Origin of the sequence: Halobacillus salinus (assembly GCF_004684905.1) — a bacterium.
Classification (GTDB): Bacteria; Bacillota; Bacilli; order Bacillales; family Halobacillaceae; genus Halobacillus; species Halobacillus salinus.
On record NZ_SRJC01000001.1, the window covers coordinates 870,546 to 888,813 of the forward strand.

22 protein-coding genes and 2 riboswitches are annotated in these 18,268 nt (G+C 42.1%); of the genes, 11 read left to right on the forward strand and 11 right to left on the reverse strand.

Translation table 11 applies throughout. From position 1 onward, the window contains the following. The 4 genes from E4663_RS04725 (at nt 1) to E4663_RS04740 (ending at nt 4,756) form a co-directional block, all read left to right on the forward strand. Nucleotides 1-957, forward strand: a complete 957-nt coding sequence (locus E4663_RS04725) for an ROK family glucokinase (RefSeq protein ID WP_079479667.1) — start codon at nt 1-3, stop codon at nt 955-957. A gap of 275 nt (nt 958-1,232) precedes the next feature. Further along, nucleotides 1,233-3,116 carry an LTA synthase family protein gene (locus E4663_RS04730; protein WP_135326812.1) on the forward strand — a complete coding sequence of 628 codons (1,884 nt, stop codon included), beginning with the start codon at nt 1,233-1,235 and terminating at the stop codon, nt 3,114-3,116. Nucleotides 3,117-3,263: 147 nt separating this feature from the next. Beyond that, a complete protein-coding gene (locus E4663_RS04735) occupies nt 3,264-3,950 on the forward strand; it encodes an ABC transporter ATP-binding protein (RefSeq protein ID WP_135326813.1) in 687 nt (228 codons plus the stop codon). An 11-nt stretch (nt 3,951-3,961) separates the two neighbouring features. After that, the gene (locus tag E4663_RS04740; RefSeq protein WP_079479673.1) at nt 3,962-4,756 is read left to right on the forward strand and encodes an ABC transporter permease; all 795 of its coding nucleotides are present in this window, start codon (nt 3,962-3,964) and stop codon (nt 4,754-4,756) included. Nucleotides 4,757-4,788: 32 nt separating this feature from the next. Here E4663_RS04740 and E4663_RS04745 read toward each other — a convergent pair whose 3' ends face one another. Continuing rightward, nucleotides 4,789-4,956 carry a DUF2759 family protein gene (locus E4663_RS04745; protein ID WP_079479674.1) on the reverse strand — a complete coding sequence of 56 codons (168 nt, stop codon included), beginning with the start codon at nt 4,954-4,956 and terminating at the stop codon, nt 4,789-4,791. 162 nt (nt 4,957-5,118) lie between these two features. Here E4663_RS04745 and E4663_RS04750 point away from each other — a divergent pair, with 162 nt between their 5' ends. Beyond that, nucleotides 5,119-5,742, forward strand: a complete 624-nt coding sequence (locus E4663_RS04750) for an MBL fold metallo-hydrolase (protein ID WP_135326814.1) — start codon at nt 5,119-5,121, stop codon at nt 5,740-5,742. 44 nt (nt 5,743-5,786) lie between these two features. On the opposite strand, the gene E4663_RS04755 is transcribed toward E4663_RS04750, so the two are convergent. After that, entirely contained in the window at nt 5,787-6,032 is a 246-nt protein-coding gene (locus E4663_RS04755) for a DUF2626 domain-containing protein (protein WP_079479675.1), read from the reverse strand. Between the two features lie 229 nt (nt 6,033-6,261). On the opposite strand from E4663_RS04755, the gene E4663_RS04760 reads away from it, so the two are divergent. Further along, nucleotides 6,262-6,645 (forward strand): Spx/MgsR family RNA polymerase-binding regulatory protein, encoded by a 384-nt coding sequence (locus E4663_RS04760; protein WP_079479676.1) that lies wholly within the window; start codon nt 6,262-6,264, stop codon nt 6,643-6,645. A gap of 67 nt (nt 6,646-6,712) precedes the next feature. On the opposite strand, the gene E4663_RS04765 is transcribed toward E4663_RS04760, so the two are convergent. From E4663_RS04765 to comGA, 7 genes are read right to left on the reverse strand one after another with little or no spacing between them, the layout of a single operon-like run. After that, on the reverse strand, nt 6,713-7,060 hold the full coding sequence (locus E4663_RS04765; RefSeq protein ID WP_135326815.1) for a hypothetical protein: 348 nt from the start codon (nt 7,058-7,060) through the stop codon (nt 6,713-6,715). Nucleotides 7,061-7,067: 7 nt separating this feature from the next. Then, a complete protein-coding gene (locus E4663_RS04770) occupies nt 7,068-7,466 on the reverse strand; it encodes a ComGF family competence protein (RefSeq protein WP_158290421.1) in 399 nt (132 codons plus the stop codon). A 1-nt stretch (nt 7,467) separates the two neighbouring features. Further along, entirely contained in the window at nt 7,468-7,788 is a 321-nt protein-coding gene (locus E4663_RS04775; RefSeq protein ID WP_135326817.1) for a type II secretion system protein, read from the reverse strand. Next, nucleotides 7,778-8,260 (reverse strand): competence type IV pilus minor pilin ComGD, encoded by a 483-nt coding sequence (comGD, locus tag E4663_RS04780; protein WP_158290422.1) that lies wholly within the window; start codon nt 8,258-8,260, stop codon nt 7,778-7,780. The genes E4663_RS04775 and comGD overlap by 11 nt, the downstream gene beginning before the upstream one ends. After that, the gene (gene comGC / locus E4663_RS04785) at nt 8,202-8,525 is read right to left on the reverse strand and encodes a competence type IV pilus major pilin ComGC (RefSeq protein ID WP_135326819.1); all 324 of its coding nucleotides are present in this window, start codon (nt 8,523-8,525) and stop codon (nt 8,202-8,204) included. Before comGC ends, comGD begins: the two co-directional genes overlap by 59 nt. Nucleotides 8,526-8,543: 18 nt before the next feature. After that, entirely contained in the window at nt 8,544-9,590 is a 1,047-nt protein-coding gene (locus E4663_RS04790; RefSeq protein ID WP_135326820.1) for a type II secretion system F family protein, read from the reverse strand. Next, nucleotides 9,562-10,566 (reverse strand): competence type IV pilus ATPase ComGA, encoded by a 1,005-nt coding sequence (gene comGA / locus E4663_RS04795; protein WP_421803488.1) that lies wholly within the window; start codon nt 10,564-10,566, stop codon nt 9,562-9,564. The genes E4663_RS04790 and comGA overlap by 29 nt, the downstream gene beginning before the upstream one ends. 92 nt (nt 10,567-10,658) lie before the next feature. Here comGA and E4663_RS04800 point away from each other — a divergent pair, with 92 nt between their 5' ends. Together E4663_RS04800 and E4663_RS04805 are read left to right on the forward strand one after the other, a co-directional pair. Further along, the gene (locus E4663_RS04800; protein WP_135326822.1) at nt 10,659-11,144 is read left to right on the forward strand and encodes a shikimate kinase; all 486 of its coding nucleotides are present in this window, start codon (nt 10,659-10,661) and stop codon (nt 11,142-11,144) included. Nucleotides 11,145-11,190: 46 nt separating this feature from the next. Continuing rightward, nucleotides 11,191-11,373, forward strand: a complete 183-nt coding sequence (locus tag E4663_RS04805) for a YqzE family protein (protein ID WP_079479738.1) — start codon at nt 11,191-11,193, stop codon at nt 11,371-11,373. 116 nt (nt 11,374-11,489) lie between these two features. Here E4663_RS04805 and E4663_RS04810 read toward each other — a convergent pair whose 3' ends face one another. Then, nucleotides 11,490-12,278, reverse strand: coding sequence for a YqhG family protein (locus E4663_RS04810; protein ID WP_135326823.1), 789 nt, complete (start codon nt 12,276-12,278; stop codon nt 11,490-11,492). Continuing rightward, nucleotides 12,275-13,918: a DEAD/DEAH box helicase gene (locus E4663_RS04815; RefSeq protein WP_135326824.1), complete on the reverse strand. Its 1,644-nt coding sequence runs from the start codon at nt 13,916-13,918 to the stop codon at nt 12,275-12,277. The genes E4663_RS04810 and E4663_RS04815 overlap by 4 nt, the downstream gene beginning before the upstream one ends. 162 nt (nt 13,919-14,080) lie before the next feature. After that, a riboswitch (glycine riboswitch) is annotated at nt 14,081-14,168 on the forward strand. A 3-nt stretch (nt 14,169-14,171) separates the two neighbouring features. Beyond that, nucleotides 14,172-14,271, forward strand: a riboswitch (glycine riboswitch). Nucleotides 14,272-14,333: 62 nt separating this feature from the next. On the opposite strand from E4663_RS04815, the gene gcvT reads away from it, so the two are divergent. From gcvT to gcvPB, 3 genes are read left to right on the forward strand one after another with little or no spacing between them, the layout of a single operon-like run. Then, nucleotides 14,334-15,434 (forward strand): glycine cleavage system aminomethyltransferase GcvT, encoded by a 1,101-nt coding sequence (gene gcvT / locus E4663_RS04820; protein WP_079479741.1) that lies wholly within the window; start codon nt 14,334-14,336, stop codon nt 15,432-15,434. A 21-nt stretch (nt 15,435-15,455) separates the two neighbouring features. Continuing rightward, nucleotides 15,456-16,808: an aminomethyl-transferring glycine dehydrogenase subunit GcvPA gene (gcvPA, locus tag E4663_RS04825; RefSeq protein WP_079479742.1), complete on the forward strand. Its 1,353-nt coding sequence runs from the start codon at nt 15,456-15,458 to the stop codon at nt 16,806-16,808. Next, nucleotides 16,801-18,258, forward strand: a complete 1,458-nt coding sequence (gene gcvPB, locus E4663_RS04830; protein ID WP_135326825.1) for an aminomethyl-transferring glycine dehydrogenase subunit GcvPB — start codon at nt 16,801-16,803, stop codon at nt 18,256-18,258. The genes gcvPA and gcvPB overlap by 8 nt, the downstream gene beginning before the upstream one ends. Nucleotides 18,259-18,268 lie beyond the last annotated feature (10 nt).

Below are 18,268 nucleotides of genomic sequence, written 5' to 3' on the forward strand. Positions count from 1 at the left end.
ATGGAAAGAGTATATCTAGGTGCAGATATCGGAGGAACCACGGTAAAGCTTGCTGTCATTAATGATGCAGGGGAGATACAAAAGAAATGGGAGATTCCGACGAATACGAGTAATCAGGGAGAGTCCATACCAGAGGACATACACCGTACTATCGAAGAGACACTTCAGGAATTACATATTTCGAAAGACCGTGTCATAGGGATCGGGGCCGGGGCGCCTGGTTTTGTGGATACGGATACCGGATATATCCATGAAGCAGTAAATATAGGTTGGAAAGACTTTGATTTTGGAAATATCTTAAGTGAATTAACCGGACTTACGGTTTGGGTGGATAATGATGCCAACCTTGCTGCATTAGGAGAGAATTGGTTGGGTGCTGGTAAAGGAGCGAAGAATTTGATCGCCGTTACATTGGGCACCGGAGTTGGTGGTGGAATCATTTCTAATGGACAGATTATTAATGGAGCCAACGGTACAGCTGCTGAGATCGGACATATGACGGTCGTCAAGGAAGGCGGGGCTCCATGTAACTGTGGAAAGAGCGGCTGCCTCGAAACGGAAACTTCCGCTACTGGTATTGTCCGAAAAGCAAAGCTAGCATTGTCCGACTATCCTGATTCGATTTTAAAATCCTCTATTGAAGCGGATCATCTAACGGCAAAAGAAGTATTTGAAGCAGAATCCGCAGCGGATGAGCTTGCTGTAAGTGTTCTTGCTGATGTAACAGAAGTGCTTGGATTAGCGATTGCCAACTTAGCGATTGCTTTGAATCCAGAGAAAATCGTGATTGGGGGAGGGGTTTCCCAAGCAGGAGACCAACTCCTTCAACCGTTGCAGAAAGTATATCAACAGTATGCTTTAGCCCGAACGGCAGAAGCAACTAGCTTTGGGTTAGCACAACTCGGAAACGATGCTGGGGTAATCGGCGGAGCTTACCTTGTGAAGAAAAACCAATAAAAAAGTTGGAGCTGATAGCTCCAACTTTTTTTGTTTCTTTTGGCAGAATTAGGAGAGATTTTATCAAAAATATGTAGGTTGCATGAAGATACTTAACAATTCAATTACATTTAATGTATAATCGAAATTCGATGAAACTTTTGTGATACTATAAACGTCATATTATAAGATGCGTTTAACTTTTAGTATAGATGGCAATTGTAAACATAGTTATGTATGATGGTAAAGCGTATGTAAATAAAGATTATACGTTTGTCATTAGAGGAGGAACCAACATGCAACGAAAACATCTACGCATGCCTTTATTTGTTATAGCAACCCTATTGTTTGGTTTGAAAACGTATATTGTCTATCGATTTATGTTCGACCTTTCGATTGAAAATGCGATGCAGGAGTTTATCCTGTTTATGAACCCCATTGCTAGTGCTTACTTAATTTTTGCCATCAGTGTATGGTTGAATCCAAAGCGTCAGATGAAGTACTTGCGCTGGACAGCACTGATTGGATCACTCGTTCTCTTTGCGAACCTTATTTTTTATCGGAATTTTACTGATTTCATAACGATTCCAGTTTTATTCCAAGGTAACAATGCGGCGGATTTGACGGGTAGTTTTCTAACATTGCTGCATTGGGAAGACATTATTATCTTCCTTGATGTCGCGATCATTTGGTATTTAAGTAAACAGAAGTTCGATCTGTCTGTTTCCCTTCCGAGGAGTGGGAAAATTGCAGCAACGGCTGTTACGTTCCTGCTTCTAGCTGGTAATGTAGTTCTAGCGGAAGTCGAACGTCCGATGTTGTTTGTCCGTGCCTTCGACAGAGAATATTTGGTTAAGAATATCGGTATTTATAATTACCATTTGTATGACATGACGATGCAGACGAAAACTAGAGCACAACGAGTGATGGCGGATGAAAGTGAAATCAGTGAAGTGGAAACCTATCTAGACGAACACTCCCCTGATTTAAAAGGAGAGGAAGCGGACTTATTCGGGATTGCTGAAGACAAGAATGTCATATTTGTCAGTGTGGAGTCCTTCCAGAATTTCCTCCTTGATTCAGAAGTGAATGGTACCGAGACGACTCCTTTCCTTAACGATTTAAAAGAAAGTAAGGACACGATTTGGTTCGAAAACTTCTATCATCAGACGGCTCAAGGAAAGACCTCGGACTCTGAATTTATTGTAGAGAATTCTCTTTATCCATTAGGTAGAGGGGCAGTATATTTCACTCACGCTCAAAATGAATACAATGCTCTGCCGGAGATCTTGAATAATAACGGGTATCAAACATCGGTATTCCATGCGAATAATAAGACGTTTTGGAATCGTGATGTGATGTATGACAATATCGGGTATGATCAATTCTACGGAGAGCAGTCTTTCCAAGTTACTCCGGAGAACTCCTTTGGATGGGGGCTTGAAGACAAAGCTTTCTTCGAGCAATCCATTAAGTATCTGCAGTCTCAAGATAAGCCTTTCTATAGTAAGTTCATTACACTGACTCACCACTTCCCGTTTGAGTTACCGGAAGAGAAAGCGAACATTGATTTGTATGATTCCGGCTCGAATACGCTCAACCATTATTTCCAGACGGCTCGTTACACAGACGAAGCTCTAGAGAAGTTCTTTGAGCAGCTGAAACAATCAGGAATATATGAGGACTCTATTATTGTTTTGATGGGAGACCACTACGGTATTAGTGAGTACCATAATAAGGCAATGAGTCAATTCTTAGGAAAAGAAATTGATGGTTATGAACACGTCCAGCTCCAGCGTGTACCTTTCATGGTGCACATCCCTGGATACGAGGGTGGAGAAATTAAGGAAAAAGTGGTCGGACAGATTGATGTGAAACCGACGCTTCTACACTTACTCGGTATCGAAGAAGAAAAAGATTTGACCTTCGGTGAAAATATGTTTGCGGATCAAGAAGACGACTTTGTCGCCTTCCGTAATGGTAGTTTCGTAAACGAAGAGTATATATATACAGACGGCGTTTGTTATGATCGTGAAACAGGCGATCCTTTAGAAGGGGAACAATCGGAGGCGTGTGCTCCAGTGAAGAAGCAAGTCGACCAGGAATTGAAACTCTCAGATAATGTGATTTATGGTGACTTGTTCCGTTTCTACGACTTCGGGAACTCTAATAATAAATAAGTAATTCAACAGCCACTAGACAATTGTCTAGTGGCTTTTTTTAACTTTAGAAATGGATGTGAAGATGGGAAGTGTTAGTATCACATAATTTCTGCTCAAAAAGGGTAAGGATAAAACTGTACATACTATAAAGAGAGTGGGCAGATTATGTTTCGATTTGAGAATGTGTCACAGCCTCCACTGAAGAATGTGAACTTTACCATAGAGGAACAGGATAAAGTGATATTGTTTGGTCCTTCAGGAGCGGGGAAAAGTACGTTATTATTTTTATTCAACCGATTGACCGACCCAGAAGAAGGCGCGATTTACTACAAGGATAAACCTATTGAAGACTATTCGATCACTTCTTTACGGAAGAAAGTAGGTCTGGTTCTGCAATCACCAAATCTCTTTCCAGGAACTGTGGAAGATAATTTGAGGTATGGACCGGAATTATTTGATGAATGGGATGAGCGGGAAGCGAAGAAGTTACTTGAATATGTTCAGCTCCCTAATTCTTTTCTAGACAGGGAAGTAGACCAGTTATCAGGTGGGGAACAACAGAGAGTCTCTTTAGCCAGGACACTTGCAAACAAGCCCGAAATGCTGTTGTTGGATGAGCCAACCAGTGCTTTGGACAATAGGACGGCTGAGGACATAGAAGAGGTACTGGAATGTCTTATTGAAGATCATAAACTCACGATGCTTATGGTAACACACAATTTGAGACAAGTTCGTCGTCTAGGAGATCGTGGACTATTCATTTCGGATGGTACCTTACAGGAAGACGGAAAGATTCCTGATATGCTGGACAATCCATCTACAAAAGCGTTATCTAATTTTCTTGAAGAGTAGGATGTGTCGTTATGTCGCCTGAAATTTCGAATCAATCATTATTATTTCTAGTCGTATTTGTTATTATCCCGTTAAGTCTTTCCTACTTTTATCAACTTGGTTTGAGTAAAGACGTGCTGTGGTCTTCGATTAGAGGGACTGTTCAGTTGTTCGCCATTGGTTATGTTCTGACGTGGTTGTTCGATTTACCTGCTGAAGTCGGCATTCCTCTAATGGTCGGAATAATGTTAATTGTAGCCACTTTTCATGCAAGACAGAAGGGGAAAGAACTCCCTCACATTTTGCCAGTGATATTTGCAGGGTTATTCGTAGTAGAGGCAAGTGTATTGATCATGTGGCTTACTTTTGACATGGTCAAATTCACGCCTTCAGAGGTCATTCCTATGAGCGGGATGGTCATAGGAAACAGTATGGTTGCCATGGGGCTTTCGCTGGAGAGGATGAAGAGTGAGTTCAAACAAAATAATGGACGACTCCTTGCTGCATTATCCCTTGGGGCAGAACCAAAACAAGCTTCTCACCTAATCATTAGAAAGACACTTAATGCAGCTTTGATTCCCAATGTGGACCGTATTAAGACCATCGGGCTTGTCCAGTTGCCCGGCATGATGACAGGATTGATCCTAGGAGGAGTAGAACCGGTCATGGCCATCAAGTACCAACTGGTCATTTCACTAAGCATTTTCTCGTCTGTTTCCATTAGTGCCATGTTTGTGACCATCGCGATGTATCGTTATTTCTTCAATGAGCATAAACAACTCTTGGATTCTGAAGAGGAGATCGAAAGTCAGCAGCAATCCCATTAAAAAAACGAGCTACCCTATGGTAGCTCGTTTTTTTATCCTGCGAAAAGGTTGGCATAAATAGTCATGATGGAGAACCAACCGAACATTAATGCTGATGCTCCTGCAAATAGAACGGCAAAGAAGTTTTTCGTCTTAAGCTCACGGAAAACGGCAAACACACAAAGAACTGCAACGATTAGAAGAATAATAGCTGTTACCATTTCAGCACCCCCTATAGAACTTTTCTTTATTATCATCCCGAATAAGGGGATGTTATACTATATGTAGCCCAATTTCACTCAAGCTTATTCTATAGCATAAAAGGTAAATTGTCGAGTTATTCTATATGTATTTTAATAAAAGAAAGAAGAGGTGTCTACCCATTGATTAAAATTTCTCGGATGCCGCTCGGACCAATGGCTACAAACGCTTACATTATTCATGAAAACAAACAAGCATTAGTCGTTGATCCGGGAGGAGATTTTGATAAACTGCAATCCTACCTGAAAGAGCGTGAGCTGGACGTAGTAGCAATTTTACTGACCCATGCTCACTTTGACCATATCGGAGCTGTCGATGAGCTCAGAGAGGCTTATGAGGCTCCTGTGTACTTGCACGAGGCAGAAGCGGAATGGTTGATGGACCCAGCTCAAAACGGCTCTGCATTATTCCCTGTTGGTGAGGTCAAAGCAAAGCCTGCTGATTATACTTTAGAGCCTGGGCAGATGAAGATCGGACCATTTACGTTTGAAGCTCGTCATACGCCAGGACATTCACCAGGAAGTATGTCTTTTGTATTTAGGAATCAACGTTTCACCATCGCTGGTGATACATTGTTCCAACGAGGGATGGGGCGTACCGACTTACCGGGTGGAGATCGAGAGCAACTTGAAGAAAGTATTCGAGAACAATTGTTCAGTCTGAGGAATGACATGCGCATTTATCCTGGACACGGGCTTGCTACAACGATAGAAGAGGAGAAGCAAGAGAATCCTTTTTTTAATTAAATGCAAAAAAAACCTGTTATCTGAGCAGATAACAGGTTTTTCTTTTAGTGGCCACCGAAAGACGGTACTAAGATAAAGGATGAATAATACGTAAACCCAATCATGAAAACTGTCAGGTATGAGAAAAATATGTAGACATACATACGCTCAGACAGTTTAAGGTAACCAATAGTAAGGAAAAAAGCCGTTTGAACTAGAGATAGTAATGCTGCTTCCATCATATCACCAGCATAAAACATGATAGTGAATATACCCGTCCAAAAGGCCAGCACTCGAAACATACGATCCATGCTTTTTCCCCCTCCTTTTTCTTCGTTAAACTATCAAACCTATTATATACGACCCTCATTCAATTGTAAAACATTCATTATGGTAATAAGTCTTTGTTTTTTTTACGGATGTTATACACGGTGTTCACAAATTTTCAAAAAATTATAGTGAAAAAGAGTTTAACTTATTGTACAAAGGTTATACAATAAGTGTACACCAGTACAATTAAACTACATGAGGAGAGTTATTATGGAACAGTTAAAATTCTACACGTACCCAAGTTGCACATCTTGCAGGCGCACGAAGTCATGGCTTAAGAGTCAAGGGGTGGAATTTAACGAACAGCACCTGTTCCGTGAAACTCCATCTATTGATGAGTTAAGGAATATTCTCACGTTAACGACTCAAGGAATCGATGAGATTCTTGCTAAGCGTAGTAAGGAATTCAAAGCATTAGATATAGATATAGAAGATTTGACTATGAATGAATTTCTAAACCTTGTAACGGAGAAGCCTAAGCTGTTGCGTCGTCCAATCCTTACCAATGGCGAAAAGATCGTTGTAGGGTACGATGTAGAGGGATTGAGAGGAATTACAAATAAAAAGATGGAATACACAGAAAAAATCTCTTAATACATTCTCATATGGAATTGGCAGAGCACTTTAGCCATCGCCTCCATTTAGCAGCTGGAAGCGATGGTTATTTATGTGGAAAAATATTCTTGTAGATTGTTTGCTTATACGAGAGATCCCCTTCGACATTCGTAATACTCCATCGACAGGAAATCTTATCTGGTTCTATTTCATCGCAGTCCGCTTCAATTGCACCTTCCTCAAATGAAAAGGTGTAAGGAGCTTCTTGATGTGTATAGCCGTTCGTTTCCCATCTCTCCCAAAGCTGATGTTCAGAAGCCTCTAAAAGGTTTTGAGAAATCATGGATAGCTGATAGGACTTTGTATGCTGCAGCTCATTTTGGTAAAGGTAAATAGTGTGAAAGGTTACCGCAATTAGACAGCAGGCTAGTACAAATACCCAAGGATAAAGCATCCCTCTGTCATTGTTTAGGAGAGACGTGGATCTGTTTCTCATAGGTGTCTCCTTCCTTTTTCACTTCTATAGAGAGGGAGTTGGAGTTCCATTTAAAGTTGATTTCGTTTACAGCTGTGAGAAGAATTTCATGACCTTTTCCATCCACACGCCTGCGTACACTGTCTTTGAAAAGTTCTATTCGGATAATCCGATTGTCCGGGTCTGTCATCTCTACATAAGAAGTGCCGATGAATAGGTCGGTAGAACGGTTGATTTCTTGTTGAACATAAAGAAAAAACTGTCTCGTTTCTAATTCTGAATGGTAGGAGTTTGTATTCATGAAGTGTAGGAGTGGGGAGGTCATAGAAAGGACAATAAGAGTGACGAGAAGCCCGACTAAAGTTTCTATTAGAGTAAATCCCATTTCACGATGGTACATATAGACATACTTCTTTCATATTAGTAGTGTTAAAATCAGCGCATCCTTGGATGTATCCATTCTCGTATTGAAACGTGTAGAGCACCTCGGGATGTTCCGGATCGGTTCTTGAATAAGGAAGTGCATCATGCGGTTCTCTCCACGATACGATTTGATCGTGAAGCGAAGAAATGGCTTGTCTCTTTATCGAAAGCTCTTTCTGTTCAACTTTTACTTGAATTAATAAGGGGAGGATCATCAAGGTCACGAGAAGAAACAAACTGAAAGAAAAAATGGTCTCTGCTAAGGTGAACCCTCTATAGTTCATCTAGTCTCATCCTACTTGTTCCGAATGGGAAAGTGACCTTGTAGGTCTCATTGCCTGCATAGAACCGCATGCTTCCGGGTTGCCTGATGGTTCCATCTCGTCTGAACCGGATGGTAGATGACATTGTATTCATCTGGTACCTCCAATCTTTTGGTAACGTTCTTTGAAGAAGTGATTCTTTGTTTACAGGGTCGTACAAAATGTAGTCATTCTTAGATTTACGAAACATGAGGTAATAGCCTTCATGTTTTTGCATCGTCAACTGTTGGGTAAGTAGCAAATCCGATTCCATTTGGCTGAAGAATTGTTTTGTCTTTAAAGAATCCATCATTCTGTGTTGAAGTGGGGAGAAGATAAGGATGAGGGTGGCCCACACTGTCAGAATAACTAGAACTTCTGGGAGGGTGAATCCTTTATTGTTGAATTGGTACTGGTTCGGCAGCCGTAATTTTCTTAGGGTCTGATGTATCATACGATAACACCTCTCCGTTTGGGCATTCTTTTTGCTTCAAATAACCATCATCAATTAAAGTATCTATGCTCGCCGGATGAGAACCATGGTCTAACATATAGGCTTCTGTTTGGGCTTCTGCTGTTGCAATCAAAGCTTCGCAGCCCTTTGACCGAATCGATCCCGTCTGGGCAGATAAGTTAGGAATCGTAATGATCAGTAGCACCGAAATTACTAACAGAACAATCAGCATTTCAATTAAGGTAAATCCTTTTTCGTTAAACATAATAAACAGCTCCTTTAGTTACATTTGATCCATCCATTGGTATAAAGGCAGCATAATGGATGCATAAATCGTGACGACTAAAATGGCAATAAGGATAAAAAATGTGGGTTGAATACGTTGGACCCATTTAGAAAGGGTGGTTTCCATATAGTTGAGGTAGAAATGTTCTAATAGTTCCAGCTCGCTGGTCAGTGCCTGAACATCATGCGTTTGGTGGAATAGGTTTGTCAGTTCCTCGAGCAGAAGGGAACAGGGGTGAATGGCCTGCCCGATTGTTTTTCCGTCTTGTAGATCTTGCAGAATACGCTCGCCATAGTGGGCTAATATACGGTGCCGGGTTTGATGAGTAATTAAATCAAGGGATTGCTTTAAGGAAAGACCAGTGGAAAGTAATGTTTGCATGTGGCTTGTGAAGAGGTAGGAAAGAACAAGAGAGTACGCCTCTCGGATCAACTTGATTCGATCGATCATTTTTAGATAAGTAGGAAGTTCGACTTTTGGGCTGAAAAGATACCATAAGAAGGAAAGAAGGGTGAGCAGAATCGCTACTATCCCGAATAGGTTGAGGGAGAGGCTTATCAATTTCATTAACCATAAAGTTCTCTCACTTTCGAATAATAGAAGAAAGTTCGGTAGAATATTTCGTTGAATGACTCCGAATGCGATAATAATGAACAAGAGAAGAAAAAGGGGGTACCTTAGGGCTTGTATTACTTTCTGCTTGTATGTAGATTGCAGAGTGAGCATCTTTTCGCATTGACGGAATGTTCCCGATAGGTCTAAGTGGTGTTTGCCGAAGTATAAAAACGTAACAACAAAGGGTGAGAAGTTTACTTTTTCGAATGCCTCATCCAGTGTAGCACCTCTTTGTAATTGAATAGAAAGCTCACTAGTGATGGGGATGAGCTTTGGGTCCCATGCTGCAATCTTCATGGCCTCTAACAAGGGGTAACCTTTGGATAATATGTGACTTATCCGGTGGAAAAATAAAATTTGTGTTTTGACGGAAAGTCGCTCCCGTCTTCGTATAATCCAGTCAGCCCTTCTTGAGATAGCCGAGCGCATATGCTTTCCTCCTCAATTGTGAAAATGAGCGAAAGGATGGAGCTTGGTAGGGAGGGGTGTCCCTAGTGGCATGTTGTAGCAGAGAGCCGTCAAGGAGCTCGAGGATAGCAGCTCGCTTAGGAAGGTGCATGTGACCGTAAAGTGGTAAAAGCTGTTGGGCTGCTATAGCTACGAGTGTTTGCTCAAGGTCAGCTTGCTGGATATTCATCTCCTTCAATCTTCGAATGGTTCCAAAAGCATCTTTGGCATGAATCGTACTAATTACTAAGTGGCCACTTAAGGCAGCTCGAAAGGCGAACTGAGCAGTGGACTGATCACGTATTTCCCCTACCATAAGTAAATCCGGGTCGTGTCTCAATGCTGCTTTCAAACCCGTGTCATAAGTGATGCCCGCGCGCTCATTCACTTGTACTTGTATAATGTTGTGTAAGTTTTTTTCAATGGGATCTTCGAGGGTGATAGCCTGAAAGGAACGCCTATTCATTAAAGATTGTAACAATGCGTACAAGGTGGTAGTTTTTCCGGATCCTGTTGGGCCAGTGAATAAAATCATTCCACTCGTGTGTGTGAGCCAAGATTGGATTTGTTTCAACTGAGATGGAAAAAGGAAGAGTTTATCAAGAGGGGTGTGATCCATCGGGGTTAGGATCCGTATTGCTAAACTTTCTGTGCCTGTTATCGGAAGTGTGGAAAGCCTGAGGTCGTACGATTTGTGGTCTGTTCGGTGTTCGAGTGTTCCATTTTGAGGTCGTTTCATTTCCCCGATATCCATTCCTGATGTAAATTTGAAATAGGACAAGAGACGTTTGTAGTCAGGTAAAGGTAGGGAAGAGTGAAAAATGCGCTCTCCATGGATGCGGAAATAGATATTTGCCTTTTCTTGGTAAGGAGAGAAGTGGATATCTGATGCGGTGTGTTGAATAGAAGATGCAAATAATTCACGAGCGAAGTCAGCTACGGAGTTCAATAATACCATCACCTCAATTCAATTATTGGTACATAAGTATTATTCGACAAGATGGATGAAATTCCTTCTTTTTCCTGAAAATATATCTAGGAGGGTGTAAGATGATTTTTCTTATTGGGTTTATGGGGAGTGGGAAAACTACAGTTGCACAGCAATTAAGTGAAAAGTTGGCACTTCCATTATTAGAAATGGATGAAGAAATCGAGAGACAAGAAGGTACAAGTATTAAGGATATTTTCTCCAGGAAAGGAGAAGGCTACTTCAGGCAAAAGGAGACCGAACTTCTGCAATCCATCAAAGCAGATTCCGTTGTATCAACGGGAGGCGGTGTTGTAGAAAGAGAAGATAATCGAGAAGCGCTCCATATGGGAAAAGTGATTTATCTTCAAGCGTCATGGGAAACCATAGATTCTCGCTTATCTAATGACACCACACGACCTCTATGGAAAGGAAATGAACAAGATAAGAAAGAAAAGTTCCAGGGACGCCTTGCATTGTACGAGAGGGCAGCGGATTTAGTGGTGAATGTTGACGATAAATCCCCAGAAGTCATAACAGATGAGATTATCCGTAGATTAAATGGATGAGTATTCGACCATACTAATCATAAGCCTAATATAAAGAGGGGATTAGATGGATCGAAATGATTATGTGAAGTTTTTGACAGAAGAAATGGTAAAATACATGCAAATGTCAAAAGAAGAGAAAAAAGACAGGAAGGCTAAGAAACCATCCAAAAAATCATCGCTCTATTGGTTCGGGGTTCTCCCAATTGCCATAAAAATGTTTCGAAAACGTTGGAAAGCGAATCACTGATTAATTCATTAGATTTTCTGCCTTTTTATCTCAAATACTTCGATTGCACCCGCGAGAGTGCAATGTCGTTTGGTCACGTGAGTGTATTAAAAAAAAGCCGCAGTTGGCGGCTTTTTTTATATGTCTTGTTGGAGTATCTTATGGTTTGACGATTGGGACAAATAGAATAAGCCTCCATTGACAACTTCCATTTCAATTCGCGGGTGATATCTTTTGGAAAGTTGTTCTTTTTCATTTGTATAATAATCTTCAGAGAGGTCTCCTGATTTATAGAATGAATTAAGTAACGATTGTTCCTGTTCCCAATGTTGGCGGGAATCTTTCGCCCACTGATGGTCTAATGATCCAGCGTATTGCTCAACAAACCCCTCCATCCGCCGGTATGCACTCGGGAGTTGAATAATCGGTGTGATGGGAAAAGTGTAGTCTGAAACGTGTTGATCAAAATCATACTGACGGAGAAACTCCATCGTGTTTTGAACAAACGCTCCGTTTAGTAGGTTCAACCCTAGTGAAAGATGCTCATTCTTTGATTGCTTCCCTCTAAAATGAAGAAACAGATTTATAACAAGCCAAGGTGTAAGTCCTCCTTTGTCTTGAGTGACTTCGTAAAGGCGAGCCGTTCTCCCTCTGGTCATTGCGGTTTGGAAGATGGTGTGTAGCTTAGGTGTACCAGGGTGTAAGTAGATACCCTCTATATCCTTGCTTTCCGTAAAGGTCAGTTCCATTGGTTCGCCCATTCGATTCATCTTCTTCATGTAGTGCCAATAGAATGGGCGATTCATAATCTCTTCGTCCATTTCACTAGTAAGTTGAATGGTCATATGCGTAGGTCCTTCTTCAGAAATGGTGCATCCATTTGAAGTAAAGAATTCACGAACGAAAGTGTACTGCGGTGTTCTCAACTGGATTCCCTCTCTTCATTTACAGAATACTCCACATAACTTACCAAGTTATTCATTTTAATATCCATTTCACCTTGACTCTCCGACTCACTGATGATGGTTTTGACATGTTCATCAAAAGAACCGCCAGGCAATTTCTCAAGAATTAAATCTAAATCACCTACAGCGTTTTTGAACATCTCGATTTTTTCGTACAACATATTCATAATGTGATCTTCGATCGTATCTTGGATGGCAAAGTTATAGATTTTAACATCTTGGTCTTGTCCGAATCGGTGTATACGTCCTATGCGCTGTTCGAGACGCATCGGGTTCCAAGGTAGGTCGTAATTGATCATTTGATGACAGAACTGCAAGTTGATTCCTTCACCGCCCGCTTCAGTTGCGACCATCACTTGTGCCTTTTGTTTAAACAACTGTTTCATCCAGTCGCGTTTGCTTTTATTGAATTTTCCACTGAACGGTACGGAGGAAATGCCATGTTGTTGGAGGTACCATTGTAAATAGAATTGGGTCGCCCGGTATTCTGTAAATACAATAAATTTACCGCCAGATTTTTCGATAATTTCGACCATCCGTTTTGCTTTAGCATGATGGGGGAGCTGCTCAAGCTTTTCTAAAAGCTTGATGTAATGCTGTGCATCTTCCTGACTCATCTTTTTGACCATTTCTTTCAGGGACATAAAACATGCTTCTCGGGAAGAACAGAATTCTTTTGCTAGCGTGAGCCACGTAAACGAATTGTGGTTCATTTTAAAGGAAGTCAATTGGTCATACCATGCTTTTTCGTCTTCTGTAAATGATAGACGCTCATTTACGACAACGCGTTTCGATTCATTGAGGCCGGTGTCTTTCCGTCGGTTTCGAATCATCAATTGACTTACTAAAGAGTGGATATGCTCGACGCCATCGATTTCCGATTTATTTTGTCGATATTTCTTCTTAAAGTCCGTCAAGTTTCCGAGGTAGCCTGGTTTCAGAATGGAGACGAGGTTAAAAAGGTCACTCAATTTGTTTTGTATAGGTGTTGCTGTCAGCAATAAGCAGTAGGTTTTCTGCAAGGACTGAACAAATTGATAGTTCTTGGTCTGATGATTCTTCAACTTATGTGCCTCATCGATGATGATGAAGTCGTACGGAATGGATAATATGGTTTCTGAGTGCCCTTGACGTTTAGCCATATCTATTGATGTAACCGTAATATCCCAATCTTTCCAGGCGGCTTGCTTCTTTCTCGGAGAATATGCTTGAATGAAGAACTTTTCATTTAGCTCCTGTACCCATTGGTTTACAAGCGATGCAGGTGTGAGAATCAATACTTTCTTAGCCACTCCGCGGATCATGAGCTCCTTTAAGACCAGCCCTGCTTCAAGCGTTTTCCCAAGTCCAACTTCATCTGCAAGAATCGCACGTCCATGCATTTCATGAACTACCCTTTTCGCTGCATCCACTTGGTGATCTAAGAATTCTACATGTGGTAAGTGATCTAGAGAGAGTAACCCATCGAAATGGTCAATCTTGTTGAACATAGCTGCTTCATAGGCTAAGGAGAAGCTGTTCCAATCGGAGAGTTGCTCAACGTTTTTTAATCGTTCTTGAAAGTCTTTCATGAATGTTTTATCCGGAAGAATCTCAAACATTGTGACGCCCCCATAACTGGTAATAAATTTTCGTGAAAAGATTGTGAATGATTTGTAAAATTGAATAGGCACTTCGTAAATGCCTGTGCTATAATAAACGTGAATTATGAGCTTATGTACCATTTAGTATGTCCATACCAATCTAATAAAATACGATAGCGAACGACTGCAGGGGGAGAGACTACATCCGTAGCGCCGAAGGAGCAAACAACTTTGTGAATCTCTCAGGCAAAAAGACCTCTGTGGGACGCAGCTCTGGAGAGCGTCTGTTGATTTAATTGACAGACCACCCACGAAGCAAGCGGTTTACAAGCGTGAAACGAATCGTGAAACTTTCTGGTGAACAGACAGAGACTTCTCTTAAGGCGGAGAAGTCTCTTTTTTTATGGATGGATTCAAAAAGGAGTGGTGAAGGATGTCAGAATTAAAGCGTACCCCTTTGTTTGAGGAATATAAGAAGTTGGGGGCAAAAACAATCGATTTCGGTGGATGGGATCTACCAGTTCAATTCTCAAGCATTAAAGAAGAACACCATGCGACGCGTGAGCAAGCTGGGCTGTTCGATGTCTCTCATATGGGGGAAGTACTTGTCGAGGGTGAGCACAGTCTTGAATTCTTGCAAAAGCTATTGACGAATGATGTGTCTAAATTAGTCCCGAATAAAGCACAATACACCATCATGTGTTATGAAGATGGCGGGACCGTTGATGATTTGATTGTGTATCAATTGGAAGTGAACAAATACTTGCTTGTCATCAATGCAGCAAACCGCGAAAAAGATGTGCAATGGATGAAAGATCACCAAGAAGAGGGAGTCAGCATATCGGATGTTTCGGATGATTACGTACAACTGGCCCTGCAAGGTCCTAAGGCGGAAGAAGCGCTACAGAGCCTTACGGACACAGATCTTTCGCAAATCAAGTTTTTCCGATTTGAACAGGAGGTCCAGCTCAAAGGAGTGAGTGAGACAGCGCTCGTCTCCCGTACAGGGTACACAGGAGAAGATGGGTTCGAAATTTATCTTCCGGCATCTGCGGGTCCTGATTTGTGGCAAGCCATCCTCAAGGCAGGCGAAACTTTTGGTGTGCGTCCAATCGGACTAGGAGCAAGAGATACACTACGATTTGAGGCAAACCTTGCCCTATACGGACAAGAATTATCCAAAGACATTACTCCGATTGAAGCCGGACTCGGGTTCGCAGTCAAAATCAATAAAGATGCAGACTTCATCGGTAAAGAAGTACTTAAGAAGCAAAAAGAAGAGGGTCCTTCCCGTAAACTTGTCGGCATCGAAATGATGGATAAAGGGATTCCGCGCACACATTATGATGTCCTGGATGGAGATCAGGTGATTGGTTTTGTAACGACTGGAACACAGTCTCCAACCTTAGGAAAAAACGTCGGCTTGGCGTTATTAGATGCCGCTTACACAGAAGAAGGGACAGAAGTCACTGTTCAAGTGCGAAAGCGCCGTTTGCAGGCGAAAGTTGTCCCAACACCTTTTTATAAACGCTAAATTGACAAGGGGGAAGTACTAATGGAGTTTCGCTATCTACCAATGACCGAAACAGATAAGAAAGAAATGCTCAAGACCATTGGAGTTCAGTCTTCTGATGAGCTGTTCTCTGATATCCCGGAAAGCGTCCGCTTCAAAGGGGAATTGAACATCAAGCAACCGACAAGCGAGTTTGAGTTAACCAAAGAACTGACGAAGATGTCTGAAAAAAATGTCAGCTTGAAGTCTCATTCCTCTTTCCTAGGAGCTGGTGTATATGATCACTACATTCCATCTATAGTGGATCATGTCATTTCTAGATCCGAATTCTACACTGCCTATACTCCTTATCAGCCGGAGATCTCCCAAGGAGAGCTCCAAGCTATCTTTGAATTCCAAACGATGATCTGTGAGTTGACCGGAATGGACGTTGCGAACTCTTCTATGTATGACGGAGGTACAGCGCTTGCTGAAGCTGTGAATTTGTCCGCTGGTCAAACACGTAAGAAGAAGGTACTCGTTTCAAAAGCCATCCATCCAGAATCCTTAGCAGTCATCTACACGTATGTGAAAGGTCCAGGAGTCGAAGTGGTTGAAATCGATCACAAAGATGGAATGACCGATCTCGATCAACTGGAAAGAGAACTTGATGAGGATACTGCTAGTGTTGTCATGCAGTACCCGAACTTCTTTGGTCAGATTGAACCATTAGACCAGGTGCGGTCTATCGTAGACAAACAGAAGAAGACGATGTTAATTGCATCCAGTAATCCGCTTTCTTTGGGATATTTGACTCCTCCTGGGGAATTTGGGGCTGATATAGTAGTTGGTGATGCACAAGTGTTCGGTATTCCTGCCCAATTTGGAGGGCCGCACTGTGGCTACTTTGCAACAACTAAGAAACTGATGAGGAAGGTTCCTGGACGTCTAGTCGGACAAACGGTAGATGAAGAAGGGCGGAGAGGGTTTGTTTTAACCCTTCAAGCGAGGGAACAGCATATCAGACGTGACAAAGCTACGTCGAATATTTGTTCAAACCAGGCTTTGAATGCTCTTGCTTCCTCTGTTGCCATGTCCTCCTTAGGAAAACAAGGAATCAAGAAAATGGCGAAAATGAACATCCAAAAGACTGCATACTTGAAACAAAAGGTTCAAGAAGCGGGTCTATCCGTGGCTTACGACGGTGCGTTCTTTAACGAAATCGTAGTACAACTACCCGGAGATGTATCTGAGGTTAACCGCCGACTCTTAGATAAAGGATTCATAGGAGGCTATGACCTCGGCCAAGTTGATGACAGATTGACTGGTCATATGCTCATTGCTTGTACGGAAATTCGAACAAAAGAAGAAATCGATCAATTTGTGAAAGAATTGGGGGATCTACAGCATGGCTAATCAAGACTTTCCATTAATCTTTGAACTCAGTCAAGAAAGCCGCACCGGTTTTAGCTTGCCTTCCATGGATGTGCCAGAAATCGATGTTGATGAACAAATCGGAAATGCCTATGTACGGAAAAGCGAACCAGATCTTCCGGAAGTAGATGAACTGCAAATCATGCGTCACTATACAGCTCTTTCTAAACGTAATCACGGTGTAGACTCAGGCTTCTATCCTCTCGGTTCTTGTACAATGAAGTACAACCCTAAAGTCAATGAAGATATAGCAAGATTGACTGGCTTCAGTCACGTTCACCCTTACCAGCCGACAGAAAGTGTTCAGGGAGCACTGGAACTCATGTATGATCTTCAAGTCTCATTGGAGGAGATTACGGGGCTTGATACTGTAACGCTTCAGCCTGCGGCAGGTGCTCACGGAGAATGGACGGGCCTGATGATGATCCGTGCCTATCACGAAGCGAATGGGGACTATAACCGGACAAAGGTTATAGTACCGGACTCTGCACATGGAACGAACCCAGCTTCCGCTACAGTGGCCGGCTTTGAAGCGGTGACAGTGAAGTCCGATGAAAGAGGACTTGTAGACTTGGAAGACTTGAAGCGGGTGGTGGATGAGCAAACGGCTGCTCTTATGCTGACAAACCCAAATACACTTGGATTGTTTGAACAGGATATCGAAGAAATGGCATCTATTATTCATGAAGCAGGCGGGAAGCTCTACTACGACGGCGCCAATTTGAATGCGATTCTTGGTTATGCGAGACCAGGGGACATGGGATTCGATGTAGTCCACTTGAACTTGCATAAGACGTTCACAGGACCTCATGGTGGAGGTGGACCAGGCTCTGGACCGGTCGGAGTGACGGCGGAGTTAGAACCTTACCTACCGAAACCAATCCTCCGGAAAGAAAACGATATGTATATGTTCGATAACGACCGCCCACAATCGATTGGTCGTGTGAAGCCTTACTATGGTAACTTCGGTATAAACGTTCGTGCTTATACGTACATTCGCACTATGGGACCAGAAGGGCTGAAAAAAGTAAGTGAATACGCCGTCATCAATGCCAATTACATGATGCGTAGATTGCAAAAAGAGTATGAACTTCCGTTTGATCACCATTGTAAACACGAGTTCATTTTGTCAGGGAAACGACAAAAGAAACTGGGTGTACGGACACTAGACATAGCGAAGCGTCTGTTAGATTTCGGGTACCATCCGCCGACTATCTACTTCCCGATCAATGTGGAAGAAGCATTGATGATCGAGCCGACGGAGACAGAATCCAAAGAGACATTGGATGCCTTTGTGGATGCTATGATTCAGATTGCAGAAGAAGCAAAGCATGACCCAGAGAAAGTTCAAGAAGCGCCTCATACTACTATAGTCAGTCGTATGGATGAAACTCAAGCAGCACGTAAACCTGTGTTAAGGTATCAAGCCTAAAAAAGGCCCC

Coding starts and splice junctions, on each gene's coding strand:
- E4663_RS04725 (WP_079479667.1), top strand. CDS start 1: ATGGAAAGAGTATATCTAGGTGCAGATATCGGAGGAACCACGGTAAAG.
- E4663_RS04730 (WP_135326812.1), top strand. CDS start 1,233: ATGCAACGAAAACATCTACGCATGCCTTTATTTGTTATAGCAACCCTA.
- E4663_RS04735 (WP_135326813.1), top strand. CDS start 3,264: ATGTTTCGATTTGAGAATGTGTCACAGCCTCCACTGAAGAATGTGAAC.
- E4663_RS04740 (WP_079479673.1), top strand. CDS start 3,962: ATGTCGCCTGAAATTTCGAATCAATCATTATTATTTCTAGTCGTATTT.
- E4663_RS04745 (WP_079479674.1), bottom strand. CDS start 4,956: ATGGTAACAGCTATTATTCTTCTAATCGTTGCAGTTCTTTGTGTGTTT.
- E4663_RS04755 (WP_079479675.1), bottom strand. CDS start 6,032: ATGGATCGTATGTTTCGAGTGCTGGCCTTTTGGACGGGTATATTCACT.
- E4663_RS04760 (WP_079479676.1), top strand. CDS start 6,262: ATGGAACAGTTAAAATTCTACACGTACCCAAGTTGCACATCTTGCAGG.
- E4663_RS04765 (WP_135326815.1), bottom strand. CDS start 7,060: ATGCTTTATCCTTGGGTATTTGTACTAGCCTGCTGTCTAATTGCGGTA.
- E4663_RS04770 (WP_158290421.1), bottom strand. CDS start 7,466: ATGGGATTTACTCTAATAGAAACTTTAGTCGGGCTTCTCGTCACTCTT.
- E4663_RS04775 (WP_135326817.1), bottom strand. CDS start 7,788: ATGAACTATAGAGGGTTCACCTTAGCAGAGACCATTTTTTCTTTCAGT.
- comGD (WP_158290422.1), bottom strand. CDS start 8,260: ATGATACATCAGACCCTAAGAAAATTACGGCTGCCGAACCAGTACCAA.
- comGC (WP_135326819.1), bottom strand. CDS start 8,525: ATGTTTAACGAAAAAGGATTTACCTTAATTGAAATGCTGATTGTTCTG.
- E4663_RS04790 (WP_135326820.1), bottom strand. CDS start 9,590: ATGCGCTCGGCTATCTCAAGAAGGGCTGACTGGATTATACGAAGACGG.
- comGA (WP_421803488.1), bottom strand. CDS start 10,566: ATGGTATTATTGAACTCCGTAGCTGACTTCGCTCGTGAATTATTTGCA.
- E4663_RS04800 (WP_135326822.1), top strand. CDS start 10,659: ATGATTTTTCTTATTGGGTTTATGGGGAGTGGGAAAACTACAGTTGCA.
- E4663_RS04805 (WP_079479738.1), top strand. CDS start 11,191: ATGGATCGAAATGATTATGTGAAGTTTTTGACAGAAGAAATGGTAAAA.
- E4663_RS04815 (WP_135326824.1), bottom strand. CDS start 13,918: ATGTTTGAGATTCTTCCGGATAAAACATTCATGAAAGACTTTCAAGAA.
- gcvT (WP_079479741.1), top strand. CDS start 14,334: ATGTCAGAATTAAAGCGTACCCCTTTGTTTGAGGAATATAAGAAGTTG.
- gcvPA (WP_079479742.1), top strand. CDS start 15,456: ATGGAGTTTCGCTATCTACCAATGACCGAAACAGATAAGAAAGAAATG.
- gcvPB (WP_135326825.1), top strand. CDS start 16,801: ATGGCTAATCAAGACTTTCCATTAATCTTTGAACTCAGTCAAGAAAGC.